General features: G+C 73.3%; 19 protein-coding genes. 8 read left to right on the top strand and 11 right to left on the bottom strand.

The window, feature by feature from the left end; all coding sequences use genetic code 11:
- Nucleotides 1-66 precede the first annotated feature (66 nt).
- Nucleotides 67-1,041, top strand: a complete 975-nt coding sequence (locus E0W78_RS05265; RefSeq protein WP_131402801.1) for an aldo/keto reductase — start codon at nucleotides 67-69, stop codon at nucleotides 1,039-1,041.
- 131 nt (nucleotides 1,042-1,172) lie between these two features.
- Here E0W78_RS05265 and E0W78_RS05270 read toward each other — a convergent pair whose 3' ends face one another.
- The 3 genes from E0W78_RS05270 to E0W78_RS05280 are packed head-to-tail and all read right to left on the bottom strand — an operon-like array spanning nucleotide 1,173 to nucleotide 3,628.
- The gene (locus tag E0W78_RS05270; protein WP_131402802.1) at nucleotides 1,173-1,763 is read right to left on the bottom strand and encodes a hypothetical protein; all 591 of its coding nucleotides are present in this window, start codon (nucleotides 1,761-1,763) and stop codon (nucleotides 1,173-1,175) included.
- A 33-nt stretch (nucleotides 1,764-1,796) separates the two neighbouring features.
- Nucleotides 1,797-3,050 (bottom strand): HRDC domain-containing protein, encoded by a 1,254-nt coding sequence (locus E0W78_RS05275; protein ID WP_131402803.1) that lies wholly within the window; start codon nucleotides 3,048-3,050, stop codon nucleotides 1,797-1,799.
- Nucleotides 3,047-3,628: a DUF3000 domain-containing protein gene (locus E0W78_RS05280; RefSeq protein WP_131402804.1), complete on the bottom strand. Its 582-nt coding sequence runs from the start codon at nucleotides 3,626-3,628 to the stop codon at nucleotides 3,047-3,049. Before E0W78_RS05280 ends, E0W78_RS05275 begins: the two co-directional genes overlap by 4 nt.
- A gap of 101 nt (nucleotides 3,629-3,729) precedes the next feature.
- Between E0W78_RS05280 and hemE the strand changes: the two genes are divergently transcribed.
- Genes hemE through hemQ form a run of 3 tightly spaced genes read left to right on the top strand, consistent with a single transcriptional unit; the run spans nucleotide 3,730 to nucleotide 6,859 of the window.
- A complete protein-coding gene (hemE, locus tag E0W78_RS05285; RefSeq protein ID WP_131402805.1) occupies nucleotides 3,730-4,767 on the top strand; it encodes a uroporphyrinogen decarboxylase in 1,038 nt (345 codons plus the stop codon).
- Complete coding sequence (gene hemG, locus E0W78_RS05290; RefSeq protein ID WP_131402806.1) at nucleotides 4,764-6,113, top strand: protoporphyrinogen oxidase; 1,350 nt, start codon at nucleotides 4,764-4,766, stop codon at nucleotides 6,111-6,113. The genes hemE and hemG overlap by 4 nt, the downstream gene beginning before the upstream one ends.
- A gap of 41 nt (nucleotides 6,114-6,154) precedes the next feature.
- Nucleotides 6,155-6,859, top strand: coding sequence for a hydrogen peroxide-dependent heme synthase (gene hemQ, locus E0W78_RS05295; protein WP_131402807.1), 705 nt, complete (start codon nucleotides 6,155-6,157; stop codon nucleotides 6,857-6,859).
- Nucleotides 6,860-6,919: 60 nt separating this feature from the next.
- Here the strand turns inward: hemQ and msrB are convergent, their stop codons facing one another.
- Both msrB and E0W78_RS05305 read right to left on the bottom strand, forming a co-directional pair.
- Nucleotides 6,920-7,357: a peptide-methionine (R)-S-oxide reductase MsrB gene (gene msrB, locus E0W78_RS05300; protein ID WP_131402808.1), complete on the bottom strand. Its 438-nt coding sequence runs from the start codon at nucleotides 7,355-7,357 to the stop codon at nucleotides 6,920-6,922.
- 32 nt (nucleotides 7,358-7,389) lie between these two features.
- Entirely contained in the window at nucleotides 7,390-7,884 is a 495-nt protein-coding gene (locus E0W78_RS05305) for a hypothetical protein (protein WP_131402809.1), read from the bottom strand.
- A 51-nt stretch (nucleotides 7,885-7,935) separates the two neighbouring features.
- Here E0W78_RS05305 and E0W78_RS05310 point away from each other — a divergent pair, with 51 nt between their 5' ends.
- Entirely contained in the window at nucleotides 7,936-8,772 is an 837-nt protein-coding gene (locus E0W78_RS05310; protein ID WP_131402810.1) for a PPK2 family polyphosphate kinase, read from the top strand.
- On the opposite strand, the gene E0W78_RS05315 is transcribed toward E0W78_RS05310, so the two are convergent.
- The 5 genes from E0W78_RS05315 to E0W78_RS05330 all read right to left on the bottom strand — a co-directional run bounded on the left by E0W78_RS05315 (nucleotide 8,773) and on the right by E0W78_RS05330 (nucleotide 14,542).
- The gene (locus E0W78_RS05315) at nucleotides 8,773-9,798 is read right to left on the bottom strand and encodes an AbrB family transcriptional regulator (protein WP_131402811.1); all 1,026 of its coding nucleotides are present in this window, start codon (nucleotides 9,796-9,798) and stop codon (nucleotides 8,773-8,775) included.
- A gap of 84 nt (nucleotides 9,799-9,882) precedes the next feature.
- The gene (locus E0W78_RS05320; RefSeq protein WP_131402812.1) at nucleotides 9,883-10,641 is read right to left on the bottom strand and encodes a CbiX/SirB N-terminal domain-containing protein; all 759 of its coding nucleotides are present in this window, start codon (nucleotides 10,639-10,641) and stop codon (nucleotides 9,883-9,885) included.
- The gene (locus tag E0W78_RS16480) at nucleotides 10,638-10,814 is read right to left on the bottom strand and encodes a hypothetical protein (RefSeq protein ID WP_165570411.1); all 177 of its coding nucleotides are present in this window, start codon (nucleotides 10,812-10,814) and stop codon (nucleotides 10,638-10,640) included. The genes E0W78_RS05320 and E0W78_RS16480 overlap by 4 nt, the downstream gene beginning before the upstream one ends.
- Nucleotides 10,811-12,490, bottom strand: a complete 1,680-nt coding sequence (locus tag E0W78_RS05325) for a nitrite/sulfite reductase (RefSeq protein ID WP_131402813.1) — start codon at nucleotides 12,488-12,490, stop codon at nucleotides 10,811-10,813. Before E0W78_RS05325 ends, E0W78_RS16480 begins: the two co-directional genes overlap by 4 nt.
- Before the next feature lie 411 nt (nucleotides 12,491-12,901).
- A complete protein-coding gene (locus E0W78_RS05330; RefSeq protein WP_131402814.1) occupies nucleotides 12,902-14,542 on the bottom strand; it encodes an acyl-CoA dehydrogenase family protein in 1,641 nt (546 codons plus the stop codon).
- Between the two features lie 57 nt (nucleotides 14,543-14,599).
- Here E0W78_RS05330 and E0W78_RS05335 point away from each other — a divergent pair, with 57 nt between their 5' ends.
- Nucleotides 14,600-15,493 (top strand): YihY/virulence factor BrkB family protein, encoded by an 894-nt coding sequence (locus E0W78_RS05335; protein WP_242686239.1) that lies wholly within the window; start codon nucleotides 14,600-14,602, stop codon nucleotides 15,491-15,493.
- Here the strand turns inward: E0W78_RS05335 and E0W78_RS05340 are convergent.
- A complete protein-coding gene (locus E0W78_RS05340; protein ID WP_131402816.1) occupies nucleotides 15,435-17,042 on the bottom strand; it encodes a hypothetical protein in 1,608 nt (535 codons plus the stop codon). The genes E0W78_RS05335 and E0W78_RS05340 overlap by 59 nt on opposite strands.
- A gap of 66 nt (nucleotides 17,043-17,108) precedes the next feature.
- On the opposite strand from E0W78_RS05340, the gene E0W78_RS16485 reads away from it, so the two are divergent.
- Nucleotides 17,109-17,255 (top strand): hypothetical protein, encoded by a 147-nt coding sequence (locus E0W78_RS16485; RefSeq protein WP_165570412.1) that lies wholly within the window; start codon nucleotides 17,109-17,111, stop codon nucleotides 17,253-17,255.
- An 11-nt stretch (nucleotides 17,256-17,266) separates the two neighbouring features.
- On the top strand, nucleotides 17,267-17,401 hold the full coding sequence (locus E0W78_RS16955; RefSeq protein WP_278249421.1) for a hypothetical protein: 135 nt from the start codon (nucleotides 17,267-17,269) through the stop codon (nucleotides 17,399-17,401).
- Nucleotide 17,402 lies beyond the last annotated feature (1 nt).

Raw genomic sequence — 17,402 nt, forward strand, 5'->3', positions numbered from 1 at the left:
CCCCTGATCGTACGGGACGCACGTGGCCGGGCGGTGACGTCTCGGTGTGCGTCCTACGCTGACCGCATGACGATCCAGATGCGCCGGCTCGGCACGAGCGACCTGTCCGTCTCCGTCGTGGGCGTGGGGTGCAACGCCTTCGGGCGCCGCATCGACGCCGACCGCTCCCGCGACGTCGTGCTCGGAGCCCTGGACGCGGGCGTGAACTTCTTCGACACCGCCGACACGTACGGCCTCGGCGCGAGCGAGGAGATGCTCGGCGCCGTGCTCGCCGGACGCCGCGACGAGGCCGTGATCGCCACGAAGTTCGGCATGGACATGCAGGGCGCGAACGGGGACGACGGCGGGCGCCGAGGCTCCGCCGCATACGTCCGCCGGGCGGCGGAGGCGAGCCTGCGACGGCTGGGCGTCGACCACATCGACCTGTACCAGCTGCACACGCCCGACCCGGAGACGCCGATCGAGGAGACCCTCGGGGCGATGACCGAGCTCGTCCGCGAGGGCAAGGTGCGGGCCATCGGCTCGTCCAACCTGCAGGCCTGGCAGCTCGTCGGTGCCCACCACCGCGCCAAGGCGGCCGGCCTGGAGGAGTTCGTCACGGCTCAGAACGAGTACTCGCTGTACAACCGGACGGCCGAGGTCGAGCTGGTGCCGGCCTGCGAGACGCTGCAGGTCTCGATCCTGCCGTACTTCCCGCTGGCCTACGGGCTGCTCACCGGCAAGTACCACCGCGGCCAGAAGCCGCCGGCGGGAAGCCGGCTGGAGAGCGAGACGCACCGCTACGAGAACGCCGACTGGGACACGGTCGAGGCGCTGGCCGCGTTCGGCGAGGCGCGAGGACTCAGCCTGCTGGAGGTCGCGATCGGCGGTCTGGCCGCCCAGCCCGCGGTCGGCAGCGTCATCGCGGGAGCGACCCGGCCCGACCAGGTCGTGGCGAACGCCGAGGCGGTGCAGTGGGTGCCGAGCCAGGACGACCTCGCCGAGCTCGCGGCCATCGGACGTCCGCGGCACTCGTACACGACGTTCGCGCCGTCGCGCTGAGGGGAAGTAGGGCGTCGGGCTGGGAAGCGCCTCACGGCGCAAGGCCGCTCGAAGCGGCTATTTGTGGGACCCGGGGCTTGCCACAGCCCGACGCCTCACCAGCGTAGCGGCCGGTCCGTGACGCACAAGCACTAGTGCAGCTCGCCGGCCCGCTCGAGCTCGGCGGCGCGGTGCAGCGCCTTGGCGGTGTCGAGCAGACGGGCGGCGCTGTGCGCGTCGCCGGACTCCAGCTGGGCCCGTCCGATGGCCACGACGTGGGCGAACGAGGCCGCGCGGTCGAGCGCGACGTCCAGGTCCGGGCGCACGATGCCGCTCACCACGGTGTCGACCAGCGCGATGACCTCGTCGGGTCCGGGCGGCTCCACGACACCGGCCAGCACGACGTCGACGGGGGAGTACGCCTTGCCGGCGCTGAACTCGCGGGCGGCGCCGACGGGGTCGCGCACGACCCACGTGCGGAGCACGTACAGCCGCCACAGGGCGCCGGCGATCGTCTCGGCCGAGGCCTGCGACCACAGCTCGGCGATGACGCCGAGACCCTCCTCGTCGGCCAGGTGGACGACGCGCTCCACGAGACCGGCGTCGGCGTCGTTCGCGGCGCCGCGGACGAGCAGGGACGCGATGCGGTGACCGGCGGCCGCGCGCTCAGCGGGGTCGGGTTCACCGGGGAGGTCGTCGAACAGGTGGGCTCCGGGCAGGGCGGGCCGGCGGAAGTCGCTCATCGACGACGACTGTACGCCGCGGACCCAGACCGATCAGGCAGTTGCCGGAGAACGCAGCGCGTCGGCCAGCGGCTCGGCCACGATGCTCACCTGCCAGCGGCGGGCGCCGTGCGCGAGCAGCGTCTCGGCGACGGTGGGCGCGTCGATCGGCGAGGGCGGGCTCCAGGCCAGCTCACGCACCAGGTGGGGCGTCAGCAGGTTCTCGGAGGGCAGGTCGTGCTCGGTGGCCAGCGCGGTCATGACCTCGCGCACCGCACCCAGCCGCTCGGCCGCCGCGGGGTTCTTCTCGGTCCACGTGCGCGGCGGCGGTGGACCGTCGGCGCGCGGGGACGGGCTGGGCAGGTCGGCGTCGTCGAGCTGCAGGACGTCGTCGACCACCTGCAGCCAGCGGGCCAGGAACCGCCGCGGGCCACGACGCTGGAGAGACTTCAGGCCGCGCATGGTCTGGGCGTCGGTCGGGAGCGTCTGGGCGATCTCGAGGATCGCGGCGTCGGGGAGGACGCGCGAGGGCGTGGTGTCGCGCTCGCGGGCGATCTCGTCGCGGGCCAGCCACAGGTCACGGACGACGCCGAGGGCGCGACGGCCGCGGGCCCGATGGATGCCGGACGTGCGTCGCCACGGGTCGGTGCGCGGCGCGGGTCCGGTGAACGACAGCAGCGCCTCGAACTCCTCGGCGGCCCACTCGCGCTTGCCGGCGGCGACGAGTCGCTCGTGCATGGCGTCACGCAGCTCGACGAGCACCTCGACGTCGAGGGCGGCGTACTCCAGCCACGGCTCGGGCAGCGGACGCGTGGACCAGTCGACGGCCGAGTGCTCCTTGGCCAGGCTCGACCCGAGCAGCGACTCGACCAGCGTGGCCAGGCCGACGCGGGGCAGGTTCAGCAGCCGCCCGGCGTGCTCGGTGTCGAACAACGCCCGCGGGCGCAGGCCGACCTCGGCCAGGCACACGAGGTCCTGGGTGGCGGCGTGCAGGATCCACTCGGCGTCGCCGATCGCCTCGTCCAGGCTCGACAGGTCGGGCAGCGCGATGGGGTCGATCAGCGCGGTGCCGGCGCCCTCGCGACGCACCTGCACGAGGTAGGCGCGCTGGGAGTAGCGGTAGCCGGACGCCCGTTCGGCGTCCAGGCCGACCGGACCGGAGCCGGCGGCGACCTTCGCGACGTAGTCGGCGAGCGCCTCGGGCGTCGCGATGACCTCGGGCAGCGGCTCACGCAGGCGCAGTGGCGGCGCCGGCGGGGTGTCGGGCACCTCGGGCGCCGGGAGCTCGGTAGGGGTGTCCTCGCTCATCCGCGCTGGCCACGCCGCGACGGGAACGGGATGACGCCGGGCTGCAGCGGGGGCAGGCCGGCGAGGGTGCACAGGAGGTCGGACCAGGCGGCCGCGTGCTGGCCGTCGGGGACGATCGGGGTCCAGGACGCGCGCAGCTCGACCTGGGCCGAGCCGGTGTCGTCGTCCAGGTCGCCGAAGCCCTCGGACCGCACGACGGTGACCGAGCCGCTGGCGACCGCGTGCTCGGCGCCGTAGCCGGCCAGCGCGTCGACCAGCCAGCTCCAGCCCACCGACGGCAGGACCGGGTCGGCCGCCATCTCGGGGTCGATCTCGGCGCGGGCGAACGTGACGCAGCGGAAGGTGCCCTCCCACGCGTCCTGCCCGGCCGGGTCGTGCAGCAGGACGAAGCGTCCGGTGCCGATCTCGTCGTCGTCGACGGTGACGTCGCCGGTCATCGCGTACGCGTACGGCGCGATGCGGCGGGGAGGCGGCAGCTCGTCGGCGCCCACCTCGGGGCGCAACGAGGCGTGACGCATGGCCTCGACCGCAGCGACGAACGCTGCGGGCTCTCGGTCGATCGGCTCGCGGGCACCCACATCGCGATCGTAGGCGTCACCGCCGACGCCGACCGGCTCCGACACTCCGAATCCGGCCGTCCGATGGGGACGAGGTGGGGCGCACCTGAGAGGATCGGGGGGTGACGACGACGTTGGCCGACAGCCCGTTCCTCCAGGCCGCCCGCGGCGGCACGCCCGCCCACACCCCGGTGTGGTTCATGCGCCAGGCGGGGCGCTCGCTGCCCGAGTACCGCGCGGTGCGCGAGGGCGTGGCGATGCTCGACTCGTGCTTCCGCCCCGAGCTGGTCGTGGAGATCACGATGCAGCCGGTGCGCCGCCACGGCGTCGACGCGGCCATCTTCTTCAGCGACATCGTCGTCCCGCTCAAGGCCATCGGCGTCGACCTCGACATCGTGCCGGGCACCGGTCCGGTGGTCGCCGAGCCGATCCGCGAGGCCAGCCAGCTCGCCCAGCTGCGCGACATCGAGCCCGACGACGTCGAGCCGATCGCCGAGTCGGTCCGCGGTCTCGTCCAGGAGCTCGGCTCGACGCCGCTCATCGGCTTCGCCGGCGCCCCGTTCACGCTGGCGTCCTACCTGATCGAGGGCGGCCCGTCGCGCGACCACCGCCGCACCAAGCAGCTGATGTACGCCGAGCCGGAGCTGTGGCACGCGCTGGCCGGACGCCTGGCCGCGATCGCCGGGCAGTTCCTGCGCGTGCAGGTCGAGAACGGCGCGTCGGCCGTCCAGCTGTTCGACTCCTGGGCCGGGGCGCTCTCGCTGGCCGACTACCGCGAGTTCGTGCTGCCCCACTCGAAGACGGCCCTGTCCGCGCTCGACGGCCTGGACGTGCCGCGTATCCACTTCGGCGTCGGCACCGGCGAGCTGCTCGGCGCGATGGGTGAGGCCGGCGTCGACGTCGTCGGCGTCGACTGGCGCGTCCCGCTCGACGAGGCGGTGAAGCGCATCGGCCCGGGCAAGGCGGTGCAGGGCAACCTCGACCCGACCACGCTGTTCGCCCCGACCGCGGTCGTGGAGCGCGAGGCCGCGCGAGTGATCGAGGCGGGCCGGGCGGCGCCCGGGCACGTGTTCAACCTCGGCCACGGCGTGCTGCCCGACACCGACCCGGACGCGCTCACCCGGCTCGTCGACTTCGTCCACGGGTACGACGCGCGATGACCCGCGTCGCGGTCGTCGGCGGCGGCATCGCCGGTCTGGCCGCCGCGCTGCGCGTGCGTGAGCTCGCGCCCGACGCGGACGTCGTCGTCCTCGAGGCCACCGACCGGGTGGGCGGCAAGCTGCGCCACCAGGACGTCGGCGGCCTGACGATCGACGTGGGCGCCGAGGCGATGCTGGCCCGGCGTCCGGAGGGGCTCGCCCTCGCACGCGCCGCCGGACTGGACGACGAGCTCGTCCACCCGGCCGCCGGCGTCGGGGCCGGCATCTGGACGCGCGGGTCGGTCCGTCCGCTCCCGCCGACGGTGCAGGGCATCCCGTCCGACCTCGAGGCCCTCGCCGCGTCCGGCATCGTGACCGGGACGCCCGTGTCCCACCCCGCGCCGGCGCCCGACGAGGACGTGTCGGTCGCCGAGTTCGTCACCGAGCGGGTCGGGCAGGACGTCCTGGACCGGCTCGTCGAACCGCTGCTGGGCGGCGTCTACGCCGGACGTCCGGAGCGGCTGTCGCTGCAGGCCGCGGCTCCGCAGGTCGCCGCACTGGCGCCCGACCTGCTGGCCGGGGCGGCCGCTGCGCGCGAGCGCACCTACCAGCAGCCCGACGCCGGACCGGTCTTCGCGTGCGTGCGCGGCGGCATGGGCCGGCTGCCCGCCGCCGTCGCCGCGGCCTCGGGCGCCGAGGTGCGTACCGGTGCGGCCGTCCGTGACCTCGTGGGCCACGGCGACGGGTGGCGGCTCACCGTCGGCCCCGCGCACGACCTGGACGAGCTCGACGTCGACCTCGTCGTCGTCGCGACGCCCGGAGCGGCCACGTCGCGCCTGCTCGCCGAGCTCGCGCCGGAGGCCGCGTTCGCCCTCGCCGACGTCGAGTACGCCAGCATGGCGATCGTCTCCTTCGTGCTGGACGGCGAGGTCGAGGGCGTCGGGTCGGGCTTCCTCGTGCCCGCGGTCGAGGGCACGGCCATCAAGGCGTCGACCTTCTCCTCGCACAAGTGGCCTTGGGTCGCCGAGATGGCGCCCGGACGCACCGTGCTGCGCACGTCCATGGGCCGGGTCGGCGACGCCACGCTGCTCGGGCTCACCGACGCGCAGGTCGTCGAGCGCTCGCTGGCCGACCTCACCGAGGCCGTCGGCGCGCTGCCGCCGCTGGTCGACGCGCACGTGCAGCGGTGGGGCTCGGCGCTGCCGCAGTACGACGTGGGCCACCTCGCCCGGGTCGACGTCGTCGAGCGATCCGTCGCGCAGGTGCCGGGTCTCGAGGTGTGCGGCGCGGCCTACCGCGGCGTCGGCATCCCGGCCGTCGTGGCGAACGCGCACGCCGCCGTCGCCCGCCTGCTCGCCACCGCCTAGCCGGGCGCCGGCGCGTGGTGCGCCAGGAGCACAATGGAGCCATGAGCGACATCGACCACGCAGCCATCGCCGAGGAAGTCAACGCCAGCACGCGGTACGTCTTCTACTCGGTGTTCAAGCTCGTCACGCCGCTGGCGGACGCCGACCGGGCGGCCGAGGCCGCCGAGGTCGAGGCGTTCTTCGCCAAGCTCGACGACGACGACGTCGTGGTGCGCGGCACGTACGACGTCAGCGGCATGCGCGCCGACGCCGACCTGCTGATCTGGTGGCACGGGCCGAGCATCGACGTGCTGCAGGCGGCCTACAACGGCTTCCGCCGCACCGCGCTCGGCTCGCGCATGACGCCGGTGTGGTCGAACGCCGCGATGCACCGTCCGGCCGAGTTCAACCGGGCCCACATCCCGGCCGTGCTCGCCGGCGAGGCCGCGAAGCCGTACCTGTGCGTGTACCCCTTCGTCCGCTCCTACGAGTGGTACCTACTGCCCGAGGACGAGCGCCGCACCATGCTGCGCGACCACGGCCTGGCCGCCCGCGACTACGCCGACGTCCGCGCCAGCACGCTCGCCTCGTTCGCGCTGGGCGACTACGAGTGGATCCTGGCCTTCGAGGCCGACGAGCTCCACCGCATCGTCGACCTCATGCGCGAGCTGCGCGCCACCGAGGCCCGGCTGCACGTCCGCGAGGAGCTGCCGTTCTACACCGGCCGCGCGCACTCGGTCGCCGAGCTCGCCCAGCTCTGGCCCTGAGCCTGCAGCACGACGAAGCCCCCGGACGCAGGCAGCGTCCGGGGGCTTCGTCGTGGGGCGTCAGCCCTGCACGGGCTCCTGCGTGAGGCTGATGCCGTTGATGCAGTAGCGCAGGTCGGTGGGCGTGTCGAAGCCCTCGCCCTGGAAGACGTGGCCCAGGTGCGACCCGCAGTTGGCGCAACGCACCTCGGTGCGCTTCATGCCCATCGTGGTGTCCTCGATGTACTCCACCCGGTCCTCGGCCAGCGGCGAGTAGAACGCCGGCCAGCCGCAGTGGGCGTCGAACTTGGTGTCGCTGCGGAACAGCTCCGACCCGCACGCGCGGCACGCGTACACGGCCTCGGTGGTATCGGTCTCGAAGGAGGAGGAGAAGGGGCGCTCGGTGCCGGCCTCACGCAGGACGTGGTACTCGGCGGCGCTCAGCTCGCCGCGCCACTCGTCCTCGGTCTTGGAGACGTCGTACGCGCGGTCGCTCGAGGCGGGGATGTCGTGAGCCATGAGGTCAGGGTACGACCGGGCTCAACCGCGGCTCAGAGCGACTGGGCGTCGAACGGGACGTGCTCGAGCAGGTGCAGCGTCGGCAGGTCCAGCGTGCGCCGCGCGCGCGAGGCCCAGTCGAGCCGGAGCAGCTCGCGGACGGCGTGGGAGTCGGTCATGACGATGACCTCGGCGACGTCGACGCGCTTGGCCAGCGCGACCAGCTCGTCCAGCGGGTCGTCCTCGGCGAGCTCGGCGGTGACCGTCTGGCCACGCTCCTTGAGCAGCGCCACGCTGGCGTCGAGCTCGGCCTGGCCGGCGCGCCGTACCTCGCGCGACAGGTCGCGGAGCGTGTCGGGGTCGGCGGGCGGCAGCACCTGACCGCCGCCGAACGCGGTCATGGAGGACACCATCGAGGACGTGGACGACTCCACGGGGAGCAGCAGGTGGTAGGTGACCGGCTCGTCCAGGCCTTCGTGCAACGAGACGACCTGGTCGGCGTCGAGGGGCTCAAGCTGGTGCTCGATGAGCAGGGCGACGTCATACATGGCCCCAGCCTAGGCGTCGCCGGGGCGCGGCGCCCGTGCTAGGCAGGACCCATGACCGACGACCTGACCTCGTTGCTGCGTGCCCCGGCCTCCGTTGACCTCACGACGCTCGACTCCCGCGCGACGCCCGGCTTCGACGGCGGCAAGGCCGACGGCCAGCACGCCCTGAAGGACGAGCTCGGCGACGTGCTCGCGCTGCGGCAGGAGCAGCTGTACGCCCGCGGGACGACCGGCGCTCGCGAGCGCGTGCTGCTGGTGCTGCAGGGCATGGACACCTCGGGCAAGGGCGGCACGATCGCCAAGGTCGCGGGACTCATGGACCCGCTCGGCGTGCGGGTGGCCTCGTTCAAGCGTCCGACCCCCGAGGAGCTCGAGCACGACTTCCTGTGGCGGATCGAGAAGCAGGTCCCCGCAGCGGGCATGGTCGGGGTGTTCGACCGCTCGCACTACGAGGACGTGCTGGTCGCCCGCGTCCACGCGCTCGTGCCGGCGCCGGAGCTGGAACGGCGCTACGACGCCATCGACGCGTTCGAGCGCCGCCTGGTCGACGACGGCGTCACGGTCGTGAAGTGCTTCCTGCACATCGACCTCGACGACCAGCGCGAGCGGCTCGCGGCCCGCCTCGACGACCCGGCCAAGCACTGGAAGTACGACCCGGGCGACCTCGACGAGCGGGCGCGCTGGGACGACTACCAGCGGGCCTACGAGGTCGCGATCGAGCGGTGCTCGTCGGCGCCGTGGACGATCGTGCCGTCCGGGCACAAGTGGTACCGCAACTGGGCCGTCGGCCAGGTGCTGGCCGAGGCGATGGAGGCGATGGGGCTGGACTGGCCCGAGCCCGGGTTCGACGTGGACGCCGAGCGCGCCCGGCTGGCCGCGACCGACTGATCAACGACGGCGTCGCAGCAGCCGCGCGAGCAGCGGCGCAGCGAGCAGCACGAGCAGCAGCCGCAGCATCTGCACGGCCGAGACGAAGGTGACGTCGGCATCGGTGCCGGCCGCGGTGGCCAGCACGGCGTACAGGCCGCCCGGCGTGGTGGCCAGGTAGCCGTCGAGGCGGCTGGTGCCGGTCAGCTCCGACAGCAGCACGCCCAGCCCGGCGCAGCCGGCGATGATCAGGCCGATCACCAGCAGCGCGGTGGGCAGCATGCGTCCGATGGCCCGCAGGCTCTCGGCGGTGAAGCGGAGCCCGACGTCTACGCCGACCAGCAGGAACCCGATGCTCTGGACGACGGGCGGCACCCCGGCGTCCTGGAACGGCGGCAGGAGCAGCAGCAGGATGGTCGCGAGCAGTCCGCCGAGCACGGCCGGGGACGGCAGGTGCAGCAGCCGTCCGACCACGAGACCTGCGACCACGGCGAGCGCGGAGAACCCGACGTCGCTCCACCCGGCGTGGACGGCCAGCACCTCGCCCTGCTGCCCGGCGCCGAAGACGATGGTCACCACGGCCGGCATCGCGAGCAGGACGACGAGCACCCGCAGGTACTGGATGACCGTGACGACCCGGTCGTCCGCGCCCAGGTCGCGCGACAGGGCGGTCATGCCCGACGCCCCGCCGGCGATGGCGGCGAACGAGGCCGTGACGCCGCTGGTGCCGCGGTGCAGCCGCAGCAGCTGCCCGACGACGACGCTCAGCGCGAGCGTGGAGACGGTCACCGCGACGACCGCGGGCCAGTCCCAGCCGAGTCCGCTCAGCGTCGCCCAGTCGATGGACGCACCCACCGTGACGCCGATGATCGCTTGGCCGACGACGAACAGCAGGCGGGGCGGCTCGACCCGGTGCCGCGGGAAGGCCAGGGAGTGCACCAGCCCGCCGAGCAGGCCGCCGAACAGCAGCGGTGACGGGAGGCCGGCGACCGTCAGCAGGGCCGAGACGGCGGCCACCACCGCGACGAGCAGCAGCCAGGCACGCACGGGCGCCAACCTACGGCGTCCGGCGCCGGACGCACGAGGGGCCCACCGCGACGGCGGTGGACCCCTCGTGGTGACGGCTGCTGGTCAGGCGAACATCGCCTCGAGCGGGACGAGGTCGACGGCGCCGACCGCGTAGCGGGCCAGGACGACCCGGGCGATCTCGTCGTGCGCGCCCATGGGCTCGGCCACCGCGACGGCACCGGCCTCGAGCGCGAGCTCCTTGACCCGGTCGGGCAGGAAGCCCGGGGCCAGGAACAGCGAGCCCACGGCGATGTGACGGCGTCCGTCGGCCCGCAGCGCGCGGACCGCCTCGCCGGCGGCCGGGGGAGCGGCCGATGCGAACGCGGCGATCGTCGGCAGGTTGTGACGGTTGCCCCAGGCCCGGGCCGCGCGCGCCACGGCGGCGTTCGCGATCGGGTCCGAGGAGCCGGCACCGGCCAGCACGAGGCCGTCGAGCTCGCGCACGCGGTTGGCACGCAGGGCCTCGCGCAGGCGCTCGTCCAGGATCTGGAAGAAGGCCTGCTCGATGCCGAGCACGTCGGTCACCTGCACGTGGATGCCGGCGTGGCGCGCCTCGGCGGCGGCCGCGGCCTGCGGCACGTCGACCTTGGCGTGGTACGCCTGCGTGAGCAGGAGCGGGACGACGACGATCTCGGAGTGGCCCTCGGCCACGAGGCGGTCGACGACCTGGTCGAGCGAGGGCTCGGACAGGTCGAGGAACGCCGGGGCCACGCGCAGGTCGGGACGCATGCACGCCACGATCTCCGTCAGGGCAGTGATGGTGGCGGCCGAGCGGGGATCTCGGCTGCCGTGCGCCAGTACGACAAGGGCTGGTGCGGTCATGTGCGTGCCTCCCTTCCAGGGGCGTTCGTGGTGGTCGGGCTGAGGATGCCCAGGTACTTCACGGCGAAGGCGCGTCGACAGGCGCGACACTCCCACTCGCCGTGCTTCTGGCCGTGCGGCCAGAGGTTCTCGTCGCCGCAGTACGGGCAGTGCAGGGGAGCGTTCCCGCTCATCGCAGGACCTCCTCGTCCACACGACCCACCCAGCGGGCGAAGGTCTCGCCGTGCTCGCGCTGCTCCAGGAAGGTGCGCGAGAGCTTCTCGACGTAGTCGGGCAGCTCGGTCGCGGTCACCTTGTGGGCGCGCAGCTTGCGGCCGAAGCCCGCCTCGAGGCCGAGCGCGCCGCCGAGGTGGGCCTGGAAGCCCTCGACCTGCCGGCCGTCCTCGTCGAGCACGAGCTGGCCCTTGAGGCCGATGTCGGCGGTCTGGATGCGGGCGCACGAGTTGGGGCAGCCGTTCACGTTGATCGTGATCGGCACGTCCAGCTCGGGGACGCGCTGCTGGAGCTCGTCCACCAGCCACGCCGCCCGGTCCTTGGTGTCGACGATCGCGAGCTTGCAGAACTCGATGCCCGTGCAGGCCATCGTGTTGCGCCGCCACTGCGAGGGCCGGGCCTCCAGGCCGATCGCGGCCAGGTCGGCGACGACGGCCTCGACGTCGGACTCCTCGACGTCCAGCAGCAGGAGCTTCTGGTGCGCCGTGGTGCGGATGCGGGTGAGTCCGTGACGCTCGGCGACGTCGGCCAGCTGCGTGAGCAGGGTGCCCGAGACGCGGCCGACGACGGGCGCGGCGCCGATGTAGAAGCGTCCGTCCTTCTGGCGGTGGACGCCGACGTGGTCGCCGGGCACCTCGGGGAGCTCGGGCGAGGGGCCGTCGATCATCGGACGCTGCAGGTACTCGTCCTCCATGACCTGGCGGAACTTCTCCGGGCCCCAGTCGGCGACGAGGAACTTGATGCGCGCCCGCGAGCGCAGCCGGCGGTAGCCGTAGTCGCGGAAGACGCCGGCGACGGCGGCCCAGACCTCGGGCACCTCCGCGTCCGGGATCCACGCGCCCAGCCGCTGGGCGAGCATCGGGTTGGTCGACAGGCCGCCGCCGACCCACAGGTCCCAGCCGGGGCCGTGCTCGGGGTGGACGACGCCGACGAAGGCGATGTCGTTGATCTGCGGCACGGTGTCGTGGCTCGGGTGGCCGCTGATCGCGGTCTTGAGCTTGCGCGGCAGGTTCGAGTACGCCTGGTCGCCGATGTACTCGCGCTCGATCCGCTCGATCGCGTCGGTGCCGTCGATGATCTCGTCGGCGGCGATGCCGGCGACCGGCGAGCCGAGGATGACGCGCGGGCAGTCGCCGCACGCCTCCTGGGTGTGCAGGCCGACGGCCTCGAGGCGCTGCCAGATCGTGGGGACGTCCTCGACGCGGATCCAGTGGTACTGGACGTTCTGGCGGTCGGTCAGGTCGGCGGTGTCACGGCCGTACTCGGTGGACAGCTCGCCGATGGTGCGCAGCTGGGCGACGTCGAGCTGGCCGCCGTCGATGCGCACGCGCAGCATGAAGTAGGAGTCCTCGAGCTCCTCGGGCTCCAGCGTCGCGGTCTTGCCGCCGTCGATGCCGGCCTTGCGCTGGGTGTAGAGGCCCCACCAGCGGAAGCGGCCGCGCAGGTCGGACTTGTCGATCGAGTCGAAGCCGCGGTGGGCGTAGATGTTCTCGATGCGGGCGCGGACGTTGAGCGGGTTGTCGTCCTTCTTGGCCTGCTCGTTGGCGTTGAGCGGCTCGCGGTAGCCCAAGGCCCACTGGCCCTCGCCGCGCTTGGGGCGGGGGCGTCGCGGGGTGGTGGTCGGTGCCGGTGCCATGAGTCCTCGTCAGGTCGGGGCACACGGCACGGGCGGGACGCGGTGGTCGGGCTCGGCCGCGCGCCGGAAGCAGTGCTGGGGGTCGCGCGGGACTCAGCGACACATCATGCTGCGGGAACGACCGAGGTCCACGTGGAGTCGCTCCACGAGGTGGGTCGTCGTCGCGTTCAGCATGGGTAGGAGTCTGGCGCGGGCGGTCCGCCCGGCACAAACCCGGATATCACGATGTGGGACACATGACCAGGATGTGAGATGCGTCGGCGACGAGCGCCGGGATTCCGGGGCTTTCGGGCGGTAGGAATCGCGCGGGGGCGGTGAGTCCTGGTCACTTCCGGCGGTGGAGCGGTGACTGGTGGTCACTTCCGACGCGGAAAGTGACCGCCACTCACCGCCCCACGGGTCGAGGGAGGCTCAGGCCTGGGGCATCGCGCGCTCGGCGACGTGCTTCAGGTCCAGCCCCGCCGGCAGGGTGCCCATGACGCCGGACCAGTCGCCGCCCAGTCGCGAGGCGCAGAACGCGTCGGCCACGTGCGGGTCGCCGTCCTGCAGCAGCAGCGCCGCCTGCAGGCACACGGCCATGCGGGACGCGATGCGACGGGCGCGCGTCTCGGCGTCCTCGAGCGTCGCCAGCTCGGTCAGGACGTCCTCGACCGCGGCGTCGAGCCGGCGGTCCGCGCCGCGCACCGCGCCGACCTCGGTGATCCAGGCGTCCAGCGACTCCGGCTCGCGGGTCAGCGCGCGCAGCACGTCGAGGGCGTTGACGTTGCCGCTTCCCTCCCAGATCGAGTTGAGCGGCGACTCGCGGAACAGCAGCGGCATGCCGGACTCCTCCACGTACCCGTTGCCGCCGAGGCACTCGAGCGCCTCGGCGACCATGAACGGCGTCCGCTTGCAGACCCAGAACTTGGCCAACGCCGACCCGATGCGGCGCAGCGCCTGCTCGTGCGCGTCGTGCGGACGGTCCGAGGCCAGCGCCAGGCGCAGGCCGATGCGCGTGGCGGCCTCGCTCTCGACGGCCAGGTCGGCCAGCACGTTCACCATCGCCGGCTGGTCGGCCAGGGTGCGGCCGAACGCCGCGCGGTGGGACGTGTGCCAAGCGGCCTCGGCCAGGGCCTTGCGCATGAGACCGGCCGAGCCGAGCACGCAGTCCAGCCGGGTCGCCGAGACCATGTCGATGATCGTGCGGATGCCCCGCCCCTCGTCGCCGAGGCGCTGCGCCCAGGCGCCGTCGAGCTCGAGCTCGGAGGACGCGTTGGAGCGGTTGCCCAGCTTGTCCTTGAGCCGGACGATCGAGATCGCGTTGCGGCTGCCGTCGGGCAGCACCCGCGGCACCACGAAGCAGCTGATGCCGTCGGGGGCCTGGGCGAGCACCAGGAAGACGTCGTTCATGGGCGCCGACGTGAACCACTTGTGGCCGTGCAGCAGGTACTCGCCGTGGACGTCCGTGGGCGTGGCGGTGGTGACGTTGGTGCGCAGGTCCGAGCCGCCCTGCTTCTCGGTCATGCCCATGCCGGCGAGCAGGCCGGCCTTCTCGCCGGCGGGACGCAGCCCGAAGTCGTACGTGGTGGAGGCGAGGCCGGGCGTCCACTGCTTGGCGATCGCGTCGTCGGCGCGGAGCGCGGGGACGACGGCATAGGTCATCGTGATCGGGCACATGTGCCCCTGCTCGACCTGGCCCCACGTGACGAAGCCGGCGGCGCGCTGCAGGTGGGCGACCGGGCTCGTGGACGTCCACGGGGCCGCGGTGAGGCCGAAGCCGACGCCGTGCTCCATGAGCCAGTGCCAGGAGGGGTCGAACTCGACCTCGTCGACCCGGTTGCCGAACCGGTCCACCGTGCGCAGCACCGGCTCGTGCTCGTTGGCCCGGTGCCAGTGGTGGCGCGCCTCGAGCGAGCCGGCCAGACGGCCCACCGGGTCCAGGTACGCGTGGACGTCCGCGGCGTGGTCGCCGGCGTACGCGTCGAGCGCGTCGACGAGGGCCCGGTCGCCCGCGGCGGCGTGGTGGACGAGCGGCGTGGCCTGGTTCTGGGGTGCGCGCTGGCGGGGATCCATGCCGTTACCGTAGGCGCCATGGTGGCCGACCCGGTAGGCGTGCGTCTGCGTCGGGTCGTGACGCAGACGGTCGCGGCGTGCCTGCGCTACCGGGTCACCGGACTGGCCGCCGAGGCGGCGTTCTTCGCCATCCTCTCGCTGCCGCCGCTGGTGTTCGGCCTCGCCGGCACGATCGGCTACGTCGCCGAGCAGTACGACGTCGCGCAGGTCGACGTGCTCAAGGACCGCGTGCTCGACATCGCGTCCCGCGCGCTCACCGACAGCACCGTCGACGCGGTCATCGCGCCCACGCTGGACGACGTCCTGTCCGGCGGCCGGATCGACGTCGTCTCGATCGGCTTCGTGCTGGCGCTGTGGTCGGGGTCGCGGGCGCTCAACGTCTTCCTCGACACCATCTCGATCATGTACGGCCGGGGCGGGGAGCGCGGCATCATCGCGACGCGGGCACTGTCGTTCACGCTGTACATCGCCGCGCTGGTGATCGGCATCGTGCTCGTGCCGCTGGCGCTCGCGGGCCCGGACGTCGTCCGCGACGTCGTGCCCGACGACGTCGCGTTCCTGCGCGAGCTCTACTGGCCGACGGTGCTCGTGGTCTCGACCGGCTTCATGGCGACGCTCTACCACGTGGCCGTGCCCGGCCGGTCGTCCTGGTTCACCGGCATGCCCGGGGCGGCGTTCACCCTCGTCATGTGGGTGCTCGGCAGCATGTTCGTGCGCTGGATCCTGGGCTACACCAGCGGCGGCTGGTCGATCTACGGACCGCTCGCCGCACCCATCGCCGTCCTGCTGTGGCTGTACGTGCTGGCCTTCTCGATCCTCATCGGCGCGGCGCTCAACGCCGCGGTGAACCGCGAGCGGAGCGCCGCGCCGGTGGCCGAGGGACCGGGCTGGATCAGCGCAGCACGACGCGCAGGCGGAGCTGCTCTCGGTCGCCGTCGCGCTCGCCCGTGAGCAGGGCGTGGTCGATGGCGCCGAGCTCGCCCACGTGCTCGGCGTCGTCGCCGAGCAGCGCCCGGACGTCCACCACGCCCAGCATCGACAGGTCGTCGAGGTCGCCCTCGACGTGCTGGAGCAGGCGCGAGCCGGTGAGCGGCTCGTCGACGTCGGTCGATGCTCCGGGCGTCGCGAAGCGCACGAAGCCGTCGCCGGCGTCCGCCGTCTCGGGCTGGAAGGCCTCGGGGGCGGTGAGGTCGCCCAGGTCCTCCGCGATCATGTCGTCCGTGGCGTAGGCCGAATCGGGGGGCGTGCACTTCTCGAAGTCGTCCACGGACGTGGCGGACTCCAGGCACCGCTCGAACTCGGCGTCGAGCTCCGGGTCGCTGTACTCGCCGTCCAGGGTGACCTGCTCGTCCTCGACGGCGTAGCCCATGCCGAAGCCGGACGTGAACAGCGACACGATCGACGCGACCTCGGCCACCCCGGCCTCGACGTCCTCCTGGTCGGCCTTGACCGCGCCGGTGAACGCTCCGTCGCGGTCGAAGGCCACGCCCAGCGGCTCGGACAGCAGCTGCACGAACGACGAGAGGCCCATCTCCTCGGCCTCGGCCAGGTCGGCGGCGGCCGGCGTCCCGCCGGGGGAGGCCAGCACGCCCACCGCGTCCGCCGGCAGCTTCTCCAGCACGTCGGCCACGGACGTCTTCGGCTCCGGCGCGTCCTCGGCGACGGGCACGCTGGCGAAGAGCTCCAGGGAGTCGTCGGACGCGCGCACGGTCGCGGCCACGCGGCCGTCAGCCCCGGTGGCGTCGACGCCCATCTCCTCGGCGAGGGCGCCGGCCGCCTCCATGTCGGCCCACGCCGTGGCGACGCCTTCGTCGCCGAGCGCCTCGACGTCCTCGCGGAAGTCGGCGGAGTCGGCCAGCGACTCGAAGCCGTCGGAGTCCGGGAGCGCGGGCAGGGCCCCGTCCGTGGCGACGAGCCAGCCGCCGTCCTGGTCCAGGTACGTCGCGGACACGGTGGTGTCGTCGCCGCAGTCCATGCCGTCCTCGCCGATCTTGCGGGCGAGCTCCTTCGCCGTCCGCTCGTCGTCGACCGCGGCGTAGACCGCGACGCTGAACGGCTCGTCCGTCTTCTTCTCGGCGGGCAGCGCGACGATCGCGGCGCGGTCGCCGGCCCAGTCGCCGTCGGCGAGGGAGACGTCGTCGCAGGTCAGCTCCTCGAGCAGCGCGTCGACGCTGAGCACGTCGGCGTCGACGACGCGGTCCTCGCCACCCTCGCGCTCCAGCTTCTTCAGCAGGTCGTCCATGGCCAGCTTCTGGGACGCGCTGGGGTCGAGGTTGACCGCCGCGAAGCCGATGGCCTCGCTCGGCACCAAGGCCGCCATCTCGGAGGCGTCGGAGCCGGTCAGGCGGGAGGCGGCGTACACCCCTCCGGCGGCGATGGCACCGATCGCGGCCACGGCCAGGCCGATGGCGAGCGGCTTGCGCACTCGGCGGGTCGCGGCCGGCTCGGCCGGGATCTCGTCGGCGGTCGTCGGGTCGGGGTTCGTGGCGTCGTCGGTCACCGGTCAAGGATCGCCGATCGACCGCTGCCACGGTTGAGATTCGGCCGATCTGGGCACGGGTCACACATGAGCGAAGCCCCCGCACCCGACTACGTCCCCGAGCCCGAGAAGACGCCGGACCCCGCGGTCGAGCCCGACCCGGGCAGCACCACGGTGCCCGGTCCGCTGACCGAGGAGCCCGAGGACTTCCCCGAGGCCGACCGGCCGCACTGAGAGGAGCAGCGATGACCACCATCCCCATGCACCCCGACGGACCCGTCCCCGGGTCGCCCACCGGCCCGCAGGAGCCCACGCCCGTCGGCCCCGAGGACCCGATCTCGACGCCCGAGCCGCCCGCCGAGCCGGACGAGACCCGCTGAG

The organism is Aeromicrobium sp. IC_218 (assembly GCF_004336805.1).
In the GTDB taxonomy this organism is placed as follows: domain Bacteria; phylum Actinomycetota; class Actinomycetes; order Propionibacteriales; family Nocardioidaceae; genus Aeromicrobium.